This is a genomic window from Rhabdaerophilum calidifontis (assembly GCF_008641065.1).
In the GTDB taxonomy this organism is placed as follows: Bacteria; Pseudomonadota; Alphaproteobacteria; order Rhizobiales; family Beijerinckiaceae; genus Rhabdaerophilum; species Rhabdaerophilum calidifontis.
Map to the genome: position 1 here is coordinate 56,100 of NZ_VTRS01000001.1, position 13,920 is coordinate 70,019.

The window sequence follows — 13,920 nt, forward strand, 5'->3', positions numbered from 1 at the left end:
CCGCCACGCGGGCCGTCCGGCCATCCAGGAGAAAGACCCCATGACCCATGCCGTGCTCGCGATCGATCAGGGCACGACCTCAAGCCGCGCGATCGTGTTCGATGCCGATCTCCGGCCGATCGCGGTTTCGCAGCAGGAATTCGCCCAGCATTACCCGGCCTCCGGGCATGTCGAGCACGATCCCGAGGAGATCTGGCGCGGGGTTGTCGCGACCTGCCGCGACGCGATTGCGAAAGCCGGCCTCGCCGCAACCGCGATCGCCGGGATCGGCATCACCAACCAGCGCGAGACCGTCATTGTCTGGGAGCGCGCGACCGGCCGGCCCATCCATCGCGCCATCGTCTGGCAGGACCGGCGCACGGCGCCGCTCTGCGCGAGCTTCCGCGACAAGGGGCTCGAACCCGAGATCAGCGGCAAGACCGGGCTGCTGCTCGACCCCTATTTCAGCGCCACCAAGATCGCCCATATCCTCGATGCCGTGCCCGGCGCGCGCGAGGCGGCGCTGCGCGGCGAACTCGCCGCAGGCACCATCGATTGCTTCCTGCTCTGGCGGCTGACCGGCGGCCGGGTGCACGCGACCGACGCCACCAATGCCTCGCGCACGATGCTGATGGACATCCATACCGGATGCTGGGACGAGGGCCTGTGCCGGCTGTTCGAGGTGCCGATGGCGCTGCTGCCGGAAATCCGCGATTGCGCGAGCCGGTTCGGCGAGACCGAGCCGGACTTGTTCGGCGCCGCGATCCCCGTTCTCGGCATCGCGGGGGATCAGCAAGCGGCGCTTGTCGGGCAGGCCTGCTTCGAACCGGGCATGATGAAATCGACCTATGGCACCGGCTGTTTCGCGCTGCTCAATGTCGGGACCCGGGCCGTCGCATCACGGAACCGGCTGCTGACAACGATCGCCTACCAGCTCGACGGCACGCGGCATTACGCGCTCGAAGGCTCGATCTTCATCGCCGGCGCCGCCGTGCAATGGCTGCGCGACGGGCTCGGCGTCATCCGCGCCGCCGCCGAGACCGGCGCGCTCGCACAGCGCGCCGATCCGAACCAGGATGTCGTCCTGGTGCCGGCCTTCGTCGGGCTCGGCGCGCCCTATTGGGATGCCGAGGCGCGCGGCGCGCTGTTCGGCCTCACGCGCGCCACCGGCCCGGCGGAACTGGCGGCGGCGGCGCTCGAAAGCGTTGCCTTCCAGACCCATGACCTCATCGCGGCGATGCAGGCCGATTGGGCCGCCGCGGAGGCGCGCTCGATGGTGCTGCGCGTCGATGGCGGCATGGTCGCCTCCGACTGGACGATGCAGCGCCTCGCCGATCTCCTCGCCGCGCCGGTCGACCGGCCGGTCGTGGCAGAGACGACGGCGCTCGGCGCCGCCTATCTCGCCGGGCTTCAGGCGGGAATCTATCCCGCGCCGGCGGAATTCGCGCGCAAATGGGCGCTGGACCGTCGCTTCACGCCGGCGATGACGGCGCCGAACCGCGCCCGCCGCCTCGCGTTGTGGAAGGATGCGGTGCGACGCACCCTGACCGCGCCGCGCTGACGGCCCAAGTCAGATGACGGCCAAAGTCAGATGACGTTGTGCTCGCGCAGCGGCCGCCGCGCGGCGATGCGCTCGAACCCGAGATCTGCAAGATCCAGGCTCGCATAACGGCCCTCGACGATCAGTTCGGCGAGCCCGCGCCCGATCGCCGGCGCCTGCTGGAGGCCATGGCCCGAAAACCCGCAGGCGAGATAGGCATTGTCGAGATCGCCGAGCCGCCCGACGATGGCATTGTGATCGAGGAGGTTCATGTCGTAATGCCCGGCCCAGGCACGGCCGGGGCGGATGGTCTCGAAGGCCGGAATGCGGTTCGCGAGCGCGGGCCAGATCACCTCCTCGAACAGCGGCCAATCGACCTCGAAATCCGCCGCATGATCACTCTCCTCCGGCTCGTCGGGGGAATAACCGGCGATGAAAGCCTGTTCCGCAGCGCCATGCCCCTCCGGCCGCCACCAGATTCCGGTTGTGTCGATGATCAGCGGATGCGCCGGAAACGCGCCCCTGGCCGTGAAGGTGAAGACCGAGCGCTTCTTGGCATAGACCGGCACCGGGAAGCCTGCCGCAGCGCAGAGCGCCCGCGCGCCGGAGGCGCCGGCCGCGTTGACGGCATGGCCGCAGCCGATCCGCGTGCCATCCTCGAGCAGGATCGCGGTGATCCGGCGTCCCGCGCGCTCGAAACCCGTCACCCGGCACTGCCGATAGGCGACGCCCTTCGCGCGCGCCGCGCGCCGGAAAGCCTGCATCAGCCCGTAGCCGTCGAACCAGCCCTCGCCGCTGACGCCGTAGGATCCGATCGCGAGATCGCCGGTTGCGAGATAGGGAAAGCGCGCGGCGAGAGCCTCCGGCGTGAGCAATGCGATATCGGCGCCCTGCGCCCGCTGCAGGGCATTGCCGGCCGCGAAACTCGCGCGCGCATCCTCGCCGCCGAGATAGAGATAGCCCCCTTCCCGGAGCCCGATATCCGGCCGCTCGTCGCCGACGGCGAGGGTCTCGCCGATCGCGCGCAGGAAGCGGATACCATATAGCGAGATCGCGATGTTCACGCCCTGCGAGAATTGCTGGCGGATCGAGCCGGCGGAGAGCGCCGAAGCCGAACGCTGATAGGTCATGTCCGGCTCGATCACGAGCACACGGCCCGCGAAGCCCGGATGGCTGGCGAGATGCCAGGCGAGCGAGGATCCCGTCACCGCACCGCCGGCGATCACGACATCGAAGGTCTCGGACATGCACCCTCCCGCAGACGAACCGGCCCGGCCGTTCTTTTCGCGCCTTCATCCGGATATTCAAGCGGATTCCGCTATCCGCTCCCCGATCATTCCGCGTTTCACCGCTTTCCTTCCCCGTTCCATCGGCTAGGCTGGGGTAAACGGCCGCCTCGCCGAGCACAGACAGGATTGCCCCATGACCAACTTTCTCGAGCGGGAACTCGCCTCGATCCTCCATGCGCCGAAGGAAGAGGCGATGACGATTCTCGAAGGGTTCGGCATCGACCCCGCCCGCCTCGCCGGCGGTGCGCGGGCCGTGCGCTCGCCGATCACCGGTGAGGAGATCGCGGCGCTGGACGATCACGACCCGGAGGCGGTCGCGGCGGCCGTGACACGCGCGGTCGCGGCGTTCGAGCAATGGAGGCTGGTGCCGACGCCGCGCCGCGGCGAGTTCGTTCGCCTCATCGGCGAGGAATTGCGGCGGGCCAAGGCCGCACTCGGCCATCTCGTCACCATCGAGGCCGGAAAGATCACCTCCGAAGGCCTCGGCGAGGTGCAGGAGATGATCGATATCTGCGATTTCGCGGTCGGCCTTTCGCGCCAGCTTTACGGGCTGACGATCGCCACCGAGCGCCCGAACCACCGGATGATGGAAACCTGGCATCCGCTCGGGCCGGTGGGCGTGATCTCGGCATTCAATTTCCCGGTCGCGGTCTGGAGCTGGAACGCGGCGCTCGCCTTCGTCTGCGGCGATCCCGTGATCTGGAAACCGTCGGAGAAGACGCCGCTCACGGCGCTCGCGGTCGGCGAGATCGTGAAGCGCGCCGCCGCGCGGTTCGAGGCGGAGGGCAACGGCGCCATCCCTGACGGATTGTGCGAGATCGTGCTCGGCGGCGGCGAGACGGGTGCCGCCCTGGTCGCGGATCCGCGCGTGCCGCTGGTCTCGGCCACCGGTTCCACGGCCATGGGCCGCAGGGTCGGCCCGAAGCTCGCCGAACGCTTCGCGCGGGCGCTGCTCGAACTTGGCGGCAACAATGCCGCGATCGTCACCCCCTCCGCGGATCCCGATCTCGCGCTGCGCGCGATCGCCTTCGCCGCCATGGGCACGGCCGGCCAGCGTTGCACCACCCTGCGGCGGCTGTTCGTGCATCGCTCGCTCTACGAGACGCTCGTTCCGCGCCTCGTCCGCGTCTGGGCCTCGGCGAAAGTCGGCGATCCGCGCGAGCCGGACACGCTGATCGGCCCGCTGATCGACGAGACGGCGTTTCGCGGCATGGAGACCGCGCTCGCGGCGGCGCGGGCGCTCGGCGCCACGATCCATGGCGGCACGCGCGTGACCGAAATCGGCCCCGGCGGCTTCTATGTCCGCCCGGCGCTGGTCGAGATGGCGGAGCAGCAGGGGCCGATGCTGCACGAGACCTTCGCGCCGATCCTCTATGTCACCCGCTACGACGATCTCGACACGGCGATCCGCCTGAACAACGCCGTCGGGGCGGGGCTCTCCTCCTCGATCTTCACGCGCGATATGCGCGAGGCGGAGCGGTTCATGTCGGCGGCGGGGTCGGATTGCGGCATCGCCAATGTCAATATCGGTCCCTCCGGCGCCGAGATCGGTGGCGCTTTCGGCGGCGAGAAGGAAACCGGCGGCGGCCGCGAGGCCGGATCGGATTCCTGGAAGGCCTATATGCGGCGCGCGACCAACACGATCAATTACGGCGACGCCCTGCCGCTGGCGCAGGGCGTGCGGTTCGAGGTCGAGGCATGAGCCGGGCGTCTTCCGATCAAGCAAATGCCGATCGATCGGAAGACGCCCGTGATTCTAGCCCGCCCGCCGCTCGCGATGCTCGAAGACGAGGGCCGCCAGTGCACCGTAGATCACGTGCCCGGCGAAGCTCATATAGGAGAGATCCCCGCCCTCGCCGAGCAGGTAGAACGACAATCCGCCGAGCGGCGCCATCAGCCCGAGTGCGTTGAACCAGGTGAAATTCCCCCAGCTGATCGCATCGGCAAGGCCCGGCGAACGGTTGATGAAGCGGCTTGCCAGCAGCGCCAGCACGGCCGTGAGGAACATGAAATGCAGCGGCGTGAAGGCGCCGGCCGCGATAAGCCGCGCCATTGCCAAGCCGAAGGTCGCCAGCACGACCGCGTCGAGCACCAAACCCCAGCGCGGCACCAGCCGCGAGATCAGGTAATAGGCGACCGGATAGCCGATGATCCCGACGGCGTAATGCAGCGCCTCGCGCAGCAGCCACGGCACCGTGAGGCCGAGATTGTGCTGGAACAACGCATCGATCAGCCCGGCGGGCTCCAGCGGGTAGCCGAGCACGGCCTTGGTCAGGACCCGCGCCCAGATTTCCCAAACCAGAAGGCCGACCAGCCCCCCGAGCATGAGATTGACGATCGTGCGCGCAGCCGGCATCGCGAAGACGGCCGCGGGGCCGCCGGTCATCGTGTTCTGCATGGTCTCCCCCGTTGCTGTGCCGGACCCCGCCGGCCCCCTGACGATGCGGCAACGGAACGCGGAAGAAAAACCACGTTTGATCACGCTTGCGGCAGACAGGCGTGAAGCGCCGGCGGCCGGATATCCCCTTGCGGTGGATCGCACGATGTGGTCCTCCCTTGAGCATGACGCACGCGACGATGCCGGCGGCCGATGCCGCGAACCGCCCTCTTGCCGGGCTGAAGGTACTCGAACTCGCCCGCATCCTCGCGGGTCCCTGGGTCGGCCAGCTGCTCGCCGATCTCGGCGCCGATGTCGTGAAGGTGGAACGCCGGGGCGCGGGCGACGATACGCGCGCCTGGGGACCGCCCTTCGTCGAGAGGCGCGGCGGCGGCGACCTCGGCGCGGCCTATTTCCACGCCTGCAACCGGGGCAAGCGCTCGATCGAGGCGGATTTCGACAACGAGGACGATCTTGCGACGATCCGCGAACTTGCGCGCGCGGCGGATGTGGTGATCGAGAATTTCAAGGTCGGCGGCCTCGCGAAATACGGGCTCGACGCCGAAGGATTGCGGGCGGAACGGCCGGCGCTCATCTATTGCTCGATCACCGGCTTCGGGCAGGAAGGCCCCTACGCGACCCGCGCCGGCTATGATTTCCTGATCCAGGGCATGGCCGGCGCGATGTCGATCACCGGCGATCCGAACGGCCCGCCGACCAAGGCCGGCTACGCGACCGCCGATATCTTCACCGGCATGTATGCCTCCGTTGCGATCCTCGCCGCGCTGCGCCGTCGCGACGCGACCGGAGAGGGCGCGACGATCGATTGCGCGTTGCTCGACAGCCAGATCGCGGTGCTCGGCAACCAGGCGATGAACTATCTCGTCTCGGGCAGGGCGCCGGGCCGGCTCGGCAATGCCCATCCCAATATCGTGCCCTATGAGGTGTTCCCGGTCGCGGACGGGCATGTCATCATCGCCTCCGGCAATGACGGCCAGTATCGCAAGCTCTGCGCCGCGATCGGCGCCGAGGCACTCGCCGAGAACCCGGATTACGCCACCAATCGCGGCAGGGTCGCGCATCGCGCGGCGCTGGTGCCGGCGCTCGCGGCGCATACCGCCCGGCTCGGCAAGGCGGAGCTTCTCGCGCGGCTGGAGGCGGCAGGCGTTCCCGCCGGGCCGATCAACGGGATCGACGAGGTCTTCGCCGATCCGCAGGTCATCCATCGCGGCCTGCGCCTCGATCTCGTCCATGGGGAGGCCGAGGGCGGCCATGTTCCCGGCCTGCGCACGCCGATCCTGATCGATGGCCGGCCGCAGGCCTCGGCGCGCCCCGCGCCGATGCTCGGCGAGCATTCCCAGGACGTTCTCTCGGACCCCAACTGGAAAAAGGCCTGACCATGCCTGCTTCGCCCGTGGCGCGCACCGGCGCGCGGATTCTCGTCGACCAGCTCGTCCGGCAGGAGGTCAGCGACATCTTCTGCGTGCCGGGCGAGAGCTATCTCGCCGTGCTCGACGCGCTGCATGACGCCGCGATCCGCGTCACGGTCTGCCGCCAGGAAGGTTCGGCGGCGATGATGGCGGAAGCCGTCGGCAAGCTCACGAACCGCCCCGGCATCTGCTTCGTGACGCGCGGCCCCGGCGCCACCAATGCCGCGCATGGCGTGCATATCGCCAAGCAGGATTCGACGCCGATGATCCTGTTCGTCGGGCAGATCGGGCGCGCCATGCGCGAGCGCGAGGCGTTCCAGGAACTCGATTACCGCGCCGTGTTCGGCCCGATGGCCAAATGGGCGACCGAAATCGACGATCCGGCGCGGATCCCGGAAATCGTCAGCCGGGCCTTCCACGTGGCGATGTCGGGCCGGCCGGGGCCGGTGGTGATCGCGCTGCCGGAAGACATGCTGACCGAGGCGGCACGGGTCGCCGATGCGCCGGCGACCATCGCGACGCCGACCGCACCGGGCCTGGCGCAGATGGCGGAGCTTCAGAAGCGGCTCTGGGCGGCACGGGCGCCGATCGTGCTGCTCGGCGGCGCGCGCTGGGACGAGGCGGCCGTGCGGGCGGTGGCGCGGTTTGCGACGCGGTTCGACCTGCCGGTCGCGGTGTCGTTCCGGCGGCAGATGCTGTTTCCGGCCGATCACCCGAATTTCGCCGGCGATCTCGGAATCGGCCCCAATCCGGCGCTGCTGCGGCGCTTCGAGGACGCCGATCTCATCCTCGTCATCGGCGCCCGGCTCGGGGAGATGCCGAGCCAGGGCTATACCCTGCTCGATATTCCCGGCGACGGGACGCGGCTCGTCCATGTCCATCCCGATTCGTCGGAGCTCGGCCGGGTTTATGCGCCAGCGCAGGCGATCCACGCCGATCCGGCGAGCTTCGCCGCCGCGCTGGAGGGGCTCCAGCCGCCGAACCGCCTCAACTGGGCCGGTGCCGGCGCGGCCGCCCACGAATCCTATCTCGCCTGGAGCGAGCCGGGCACGATTCCCGGCCCGCTCCAGATGGGCGCGGTCATGCGCCATCTCCGCGACGTGTTGCCGGAGGATGCCATCATGACCAACGGCGCCGGCAATTACGCGACATGGCTGCATCGCTTCCATCGCTTCACGCGCTTCCAGACGCAGCTCGCGCCGACCTCCGGCTCGATGGGCTACGGCCTGCCGGCGGCAGTGGCGGCGAAGCGGCTCTTCCCCGCGCGCACCGTCGTCTGCTTCGCCGGCGACGGCTGCTTCCTGATGAACGGCCAGGATTTTGCGACCGCGGTGCAATACGATCTGGCGATCATCGTGCTCGTGATCGACAACGGCATGTATGGCACGATCCGCATGCATCAGGAGCGCGAATATCCCGGCCGGGTCTCGGCCACGACACTGAAGAACCCGGATTTCGCCGCCTATGCCCGCGCCTTCGGCGGCCATGGCGAGCGGGTGGAAACCACGGCGGATTTCGCGCCCGCCCTTGCCCGCGCACGCGCCTCGGGCAAACCCTCGATCCTGCATCTGCTCATCGATCCGGAAGCGATCACCCCGGCAACGACCATCACCGCCATCCGCGCGAAAGCCCTGGCGGAAAAATGAGCGCGCCGCACCGCCTCCGCCGGAATTCGGCCGCATCGGCGCGGCAATCCGGCAGGCGACTAACCTCGCCTTAAGCGCGAAAGGCGCATGGTCAGGCGGGTGGCGCGCTCTCCGGGGTGAGGATGGCCAAGGGGCGACAGAGCCGACAGGCAGGCAAGGAGCGGCGGGAGCCGTATTTCGACGGCGGATCCGGTCCGGGCGGCGCCTTCCGCGTCGCGGCCGAGGACCGACCGGCGCGCGCTGGCCCGTATGGCGCCGAGCCGCCGCGCCGCCGGCGACAGCGCGGGCGGAGCCTCATCGGGCGGCTCGCCTATTGGAGCGCGGTGCTCGGGCTCTGGGGGCTTGTCGCCCTCGGCGGGGTCATCGGCTATTTTGCCGCCAAGCTGCCGCCGATCGACCAGCTCGCCGTGCCGAAGCGGCCGCCCAATGTCGCGATCCTCGCCTCCGACGGCACGCTGATCGCCAATCGCGGCGAGACCGGCGGCTCGCAGGTGCCGATCGGCGAATTGCCGGCCTATGTCGGCAAGGCCTTCATCGCCATCGAGGACAAGCGCTTCCGCGAGCATTTCGGCATCGATCCGCTCGGGCTGGCGCGGGCGCTCGTCAAGAACATCACCTCCGGCCGCGCGCAGCAGGGCGGCTCGACCCTCACCCAGCAGCTTGCCAAGAACCTGTTTCTCACCCAGGAGCGCACATTGTCGCGCAAGGTGCAGGAAGCGATCCTGGCGCTGTGGCTCGAACGGACCTATTCCAAGGATCAGATCCTCGAACTCTACATGAATCGCGTCTATTTCGGCTCCGGCGCCTATGGAATCGAGGCGGCGGCGCAACGCTATTTCGGCAAGTCGGCACGAGCGCTGAGCCTCGGCGAGGCCGCGGTGATGGCGGGTCTGGTGCAATCGCCCTCCCGCCTGGCGCCAAACCGCAACCCGGAAGGCGCGGCGGAACGCGCGGCGCTGGTGCTTTCGGAGATGGTTGCCCAGGGCCATGTCAAGGCATCCGAGGCGCGGCTTGCCAAGCCCAACACCCTGGAGGCGAAGCGCCGTGCCCGGCCTGGCGCCGGCAATTACGCCGCCGATTGGGTGATGGATGTGCTCGACGACCATATCGGCGCGATCGAGCAGGACATCGTCGTCCGCACGACGCTCGACCCGCGGATCCAGGCCCTGGCCGAGCGCAGCGTGGCGACGGTGTTCGATCCGCGCCGCGCGAAGCTCAATGCCGAGCAGGTGGCGATCGTGGCCATGGCGCCGGACGGCGCCGTCCGCGCGATGGTCGGCGGCCGGGATTACGGCGAGAGCCAGTTCAACCGCGCGGTGGCAGCCAAGCGCCAGCCGGGTTCTGCCTTCAAGCCCTTCGTCTATCTCACCGCCCTCGAGCGCGGCCTGACACCGGACACATTGCGCGAGGATTCCCCGGTCAATATCCGCGGCTGGCGGCCGGAGAACTATACCCGCGAATATTACGGCACCGTCACGCTGACGCAGGCGCTGGCCATGTCGCTCAACACCGTCGTCGTGCGGCTCAACCAGGAACTCGGCCCGCGCAATGTCGTGCGCACGGCGCAGCGCCTCGGCATCCACTCGCCGCTCAAGGCCAATGAATCGCTGGCGCTCGGCACCTCCGAGGTTTCGCCGATCGAGATGGCGGCCGCCTATTCCGCCTTCGCCAATGGCGGCATGGGCATCATCCCGCACGCCATTCTCGAAGTGAAGACCACCGACGGCGCGGTGATCTACCGCCGCAAGCCGCAGACGCTTGGGCAGGTGGCCGATCCGGCCGTGATCGGGCAGATGAACCGCATGCTGCGCGAGACGCTGCTCTCCGGCACCGGCCGCAAGGCCGAGCTGCCCGGCATCCCCGCCGCCGGCAAGACCGGAACGACCCAGGAGCATCGCGATGCCTGGTTCGTCGGCTATTCCGCAAGCCTCGTCGCCGCAATCTGGGTCGGCAACGACGATGGCGAGCCGATGAGGAAGGTGTCCGGTTCGGGGCTGCCGGCCGAGATCTGGGCGGATTTCATGAAGGGTGCGCATCAGGGCCAGAAGCCCGCGCCGCTGCCGGGCGGGGGCGAGGCGGGGGGCCTGGTCTCGGTGCTTCAGCCCGGCGAGACGCGGCCGCCGGCGCCCATGCCCCCGCCGATGGCCGGGCGCGACAATCCCGGCGCCTGGAGCGGCGGACCGAGCGCCGAGGAGCGCGGCCTGCTGACGCGGCTGTTCGGGCGCTGACGTCGCCGGCTGGCTTTTGCTCAGGCCCGGGGCAGGCGACGGATCACGGCATAGAGCGCGAGCGCCGCGAACCCGCAGCAGGCGATGGCCAGCACAAGAACCTGTGGGCCGCGATCGATGGCGGCGCCGATCCCGGCGCCAACCAGCGCCGCCACGCCCATCTGCAGCATGCCGATGAGCGAGGAGGCGGCGCCGGCACGCTCCGGAAAGGGCAGCATCGCCAGCGCCATGCTTTGCGGCAGCGTGAAGCCGACTCCAGCCGCGTAGAACATCATCGGCAATGTCAGGGCCAGGGTCGAGGCCGGGAAAATCTGGGTTCCGGCGAGCATCGCCGCCCCGGCACCGGCCTGCAGCAGCGCGCCCGCCAGCAGCAGATGGCGCGGCTCGGTGCGCATCGCGATGCGCTGGACGATGAAGGCGCCGGAAATGAAGCCGAGCACCATCATCACGAAAGCAATGGCGAAGGCGAGTTCGCTTACGCGGAAATGCAGCTGATAGACGAAGCTCGACCCGGAAATGAAGGCGAAGAGCCCGGAATAGGTCGCGGCGGCGAGCGCGGCGAAGGGCAGGAAGCGCCGGTCCCAGAGCAGGCCGCCGAAGCCGCCGAGCACCGCGCCGAGGCGGAACGGTGCGGCGAGCCGGGCCTTCAGCGTCTCGGGCAGCCGCATCGCCGCCCAGATCCCGAGCGCAAGGATCAGGCCGAAGCTGACGATGAAATTCGCTCGCCAGCCAAACCCGAGTTCGAGCCCGACTCCGAGGATCGGCGCGATCGCCGGCACCACGCCCATGATCGAGCCCATGCGTGCCAGCTCCTGCCCGGCGCGGCGGCCCTCGTAGAGATCGCGCACGATCGCGCGGGCAATGACGAGCGGTCCGGCGGCGCCGAAACCCTGCAGAAGGCGGCAGCCGATCAGGATGTCGAGGCTCGGCGCCGCCGCCGCGAACAGGCTCGCGAGCCCGTAGAGCGCCAGCCCCGCGAGCAGCGCCGGCTTGCGGCCGCCCCGGTCCGAGAGCGGGCCGTAAAGCGGCAGGCCGAGCGCGAACCCGATGAGATAGGCGGAGAGCGTCAGCTGCGCGGCGCCGCTCGACCGCCCGAAATAGGCGGCGATCGACGGCAGGGACGGCAGATACATGTCGGTCGAGAGCGGGCCCAGCGCGGTGAGGAACCCGAGCAGGATCGTCAGCGCGAGCGTGCCGGGGGCGTGACGGACCGGGGATGAGCCAGGCAAGGGAAATCCGGGGCTGGGGGCGCCGCTAGTCGCGGCCATAGAGGTGCAGGCTCTGGCCGTGGCGGTTGAGCCAGGCCTCCGCCGCGCGAAATTCGGGAAAGAGCCGCGCGACATGCCGCCAATAGCGCGCCGAATGGTTCATTTCCAGCCGGTGTGCGATCTCATGCGCCGCGAGATAATCGAGAATCGCGGGCGGCGCGAGGATCAGCCGCCAGGAAAAGGCGAGATCGCCCTTGGCCGAGCAGGAGCCCCAGCGGCTCAGCGTGTCCTTGATGGCGATGCGTCCGTAATCGACCCCGGCCGCCGCCGCGTGCCGCGCCACCGCAGCGCGCAGGTCGCGCTCGGCCTCTCCGCGCAGGAAACGCTCGACCCGCCCCGGCAGCTGCGCGGGATCGCCGTGGACGACCAGCAAAGGCCCGGCTTCGCCGGGTTCGATCCGCGTCAGCCCGCGCAGCGGCGCGCGGTGCGCGATCCGGCAGGGCTCACCCCGGATCGGGATCACGGCACCATCCACGAAAGGCAGCGGCGCCGGCGCGGCACGCAAACGGCTCTCGAGCCAACCGATGTGATCGGCGAGGAAGCGCTCGGCCTTCGCGCGGCTCACCCCGCGCGGTAAGGTCAGCGTCGGCAGGCGCGAACGACGGTCGAGCCGCAGGATCATCCGTCGCGCGTTGTCGCGCACCGTGACCGCGACCTCGACCCGAACGCCGTCGCACTCGACCGCAAGGGCAGGAGGCATCGACCGCGCCGGCGCGAGGGGCCTGAACAGATCGAAAAGACGCCGATTGGCCACCTGCCCCCCGGAGCTTCCGCCGGCCGGTCCGACGCGGGTATATCCTACCCGATTCGCAATGTCCGGCGCGGAATCAGCGCACGGCGGCGAGCCTGCGCCGGATCGTCGCCACGGTTCCGCCGGCCTGGGCGCGGGTGAAATCCGTAATCGCCGGCGCAATATGCCTGCGGAAGCGCGAGCCGTTGAAGACCCCATAATGCCCCACATCCTTCTGGAGATGGTAGAGCTGCTTCTCCCGCGGCAGATTGACGCAGAGCGCATGCGTCGCCCGCGTCTGGCCAACACCGGAAATGTCGTCCTTCTCGCCTTCCACGGTCATCAGCGCGCAGCGCCGGATCGCGGCGAGCGATACCGGAACGCCGCGATGGGTCATCTCGCCCTTCGGCAGCGCGTGCCGGACGAACACCGTATCCACGGTCTGGAGGTAGAATTCGGCGGTAAGATCCATCACCGCCATGTACTCATCATAGAAATCGCGATGCTTCTCGGCGGAATCGCCGTCGCCCTCGACGAGATGCTTGAACATGTCCCAATGGGCCGTGAGATGGCGGTCGATATTCATCGCCATGAAGCCCGAGAGCTGGAGATAGCCGGGATAGACCTCACGCATGAAGCCCGGATGCGGGAAGGGCACGCGCGCGATGCAATTGCGCCGGAACCATTCGATGCCGCGGCTCTCGGCGAGCTTGTTGACCTCGGTCGGGCTCTCGCGGGTGTCGATCGGCCCGCCCATCAGGATCATCGAGCGCGGAATCGCCGGGTCGTCCTCGGCTTCGAGCCGCGCCACCGCCGCCGCGACTGGCACCGCCGGCTGGCAGACGGCGAGCACATGCACATCCGGCCCGAGGAACCGGATCATCGCCATCACGTAATCGATGTAATCGTCGAGATCGAAGCCGCCGGCCGAGAGCGGAACCAGCCGCGCATCAACCCAATCGGTGATGTAGACGTCATGGGTGGGCAGGAAAGCCTCCACCGTGCCGCGCAGCAGGGTCGCGAAATGGCCGGACATCGGCGCCACGATCAGCAGGCGCGGCTGTTTCGGCTGACGCGGCGGCAGGCCGCGCGCGAAATGGATCAGATTGCAGAAGGTCGACTTCCAGACGATCCGCTCGCTGACCTCCACGCTCTCGCCCTCGACCTCCGTGGTCGTGAGGCCGAAGGTCGGCTTGCCGTAGCGGCGCGTCGTGCGCTCGAACAATTCGCAGGCCGCGGCGATCGAGCGCCCGTAGGCGGTATGCGCCAGCGGGTTGATCGGGTTGCGATAAAAGAGCCGCACCGCATCGCTCGCCGCGCGCGCCGGTCCCAGCACGGCATGCGCCGCCTCGTAGAAGAAATATCCGCTCTTGTTCATGCCCGGGAAGATCCTTTCCGCGTGCGCATGGTGCCGACCTGCATGACCACGATCT

Annotated in this window: 10 protein-coding genes; 5 read left to right on the forward strand and 5 right to left on the reverse strand. The window is 69.0% G+C overall.

From position 1 onward, the window contains the following. Nucleotides 1–40 precede the first annotated feature (40 nt). Nucleotides 41–1,540, forward strand: a complete 1,500-nt coding sequence (gene glpK / locus FWJ24_RS00270) for a glycerol kinase GlpK (protein WP_150285787.1) — start codon at nucleotides 41–43, stop codon at nucleotides 1,538–1,540. Nucleotides 1,541–1,566: 26 nt separating this feature from the next. Here glpK and FWJ24_RS00275 read toward each other — a convergent pair whose 3' ends face one another. Further along, a complete protein-coding gene (locus FWJ24_RS00275) occupies nucleotides 1,567–2,766 on the reverse strand; it encodes an NAD(P)/FAD-dependent oxidoreductase (protein WP_150285788.1) in 1,200 nt (399 codons plus the stop codon). Between the two features lie 175 nt (nucleotides 2,767–2,941). Here FWJ24_RS00275 and amaB point away from each other — a divergent pair, with 175 nt between their 5' ends. Further along, nucleotides 2,942–4,510, forward strand: coding sequence for an L-piperidine-6-carboxylate dehydrogenase (amaB, locus tag FWJ24_RS00280; RefSeq protein ID WP_166443529.1), 1,569 nt, complete (start codon nucleotides 2,942–2,944; stop codon nucleotides 4,508–4,510). A 54-nt stretch (nucleotides 4,511–4,564) separates the two neighbouring features. On the opposite strand, the gene FWJ24_RS00285 is transcribed toward amaB, so the two are convergent. Then, complete coding sequence (locus FWJ24_RS00285) at nucleotides 4,565–5,206, reverse strand: hypothetical protein (RefSeq protein WP_150285789.1); 642 nt, start codon at nucleotides 5,204–5,206, stop codon at nucleotides 4,565–4,567. Nucleotides 5,207–5,370: 164 nt separating this feature from the next. Between FWJ24_RS00285 and FWJ24_RS00290 the strand changes: the two genes are divergently transcribed. The 3 genes from FWJ24_RS00290 to FWJ24_RS00300 all read left to right on the forward strand — a co-directional run bounded on the left by FWJ24_RS00290 (nucleotide 5,371) and on the right by FWJ24_RS00300 (nucleotide 10,489). Continuing rightward, on the forward strand, nucleotides 5,371–6,582 hold the full coding sequence (locus tag FWJ24_RS00290) for a CaiB/BaiF CoA transferase family protein (RefSeq protein ID WP_246155512.1): 1,212 nt from the start codon (nucleotides 5,371–5,373) through the stop codon (nucleotides 6,580–6,582). A gap of 2 nt (nucleotides 6,583–6,584) precedes the next feature. After that, a complete protein-coding gene (locus FWJ24_RS00295) occupies nucleotides 6,585–8,261 on the forward strand; it encodes a thiamine pyrophosphate-binding protein (RefSeq protein ID WP_150285790.1) in 1,677 nt (558 codons plus the stop codon). 122 nt (nucleotides 8,262–8,383) lie between these two features. Further along, entirely contained in the window at nucleotides 8,384–10,489 is a 2,106-nt protein-coding gene (locus FWJ24_RS00300; RefSeq protein WP_150285791.1) for a transglycosylase domain-containing protein, read from the forward strand. Between the two features lie 20 nt (nucleotides 10,490–10,509). Here FWJ24_RS00300 and FWJ24_RS00305 read toward each other — a convergent pair whose 3' ends face one another. The 3 genes from FWJ24_RS00305 to FWJ24_RS00315 form a co-directional block, all read right to left on the reverse strand. Continuing rightward, nucleotides 10,510–11,718: a multidrug effflux MFS transporter gene (locus FWJ24_RS00305; RefSeq protein ID WP_166443530.1), complete on the reverse strand. Its 1,209-nt coding sequence runs from the start codon at nucleotides 11,716–11,718 to the stop codon at nucleotides 10,510–10,512. Nucleotides 11,719–11,743: 25 nt separating this feature from the next. After that, a complete protein-coding gene (locus FWJ24_RS00310; protein WP_166443531.1) occupies nucleotides 11,744–12,457 on the reverse strand; it encodes a M48 family metallopeptidase in 714 nt (237 codons plus the stop codon). A gap of 127 nt (nucleotides 12,458–12,584) precedes the next feature. Beyond that, nucleotides 12,585–13,865 carry a polyhydroxyalkanoate depolymerase gene (locus tag FWJ24_RS00315; protein ID WP_150285794.1) on the reverse strand — a complete coding sequence of 427 codons (1,281 nt, stop codon included), beginning with the start codon at nucleotides 13,863–13,865 and terminating at the stop codon, nucleotides 12,585–12,587. Nucleotides 13,866–13,920: the final 55 nt, after the last annotated feature.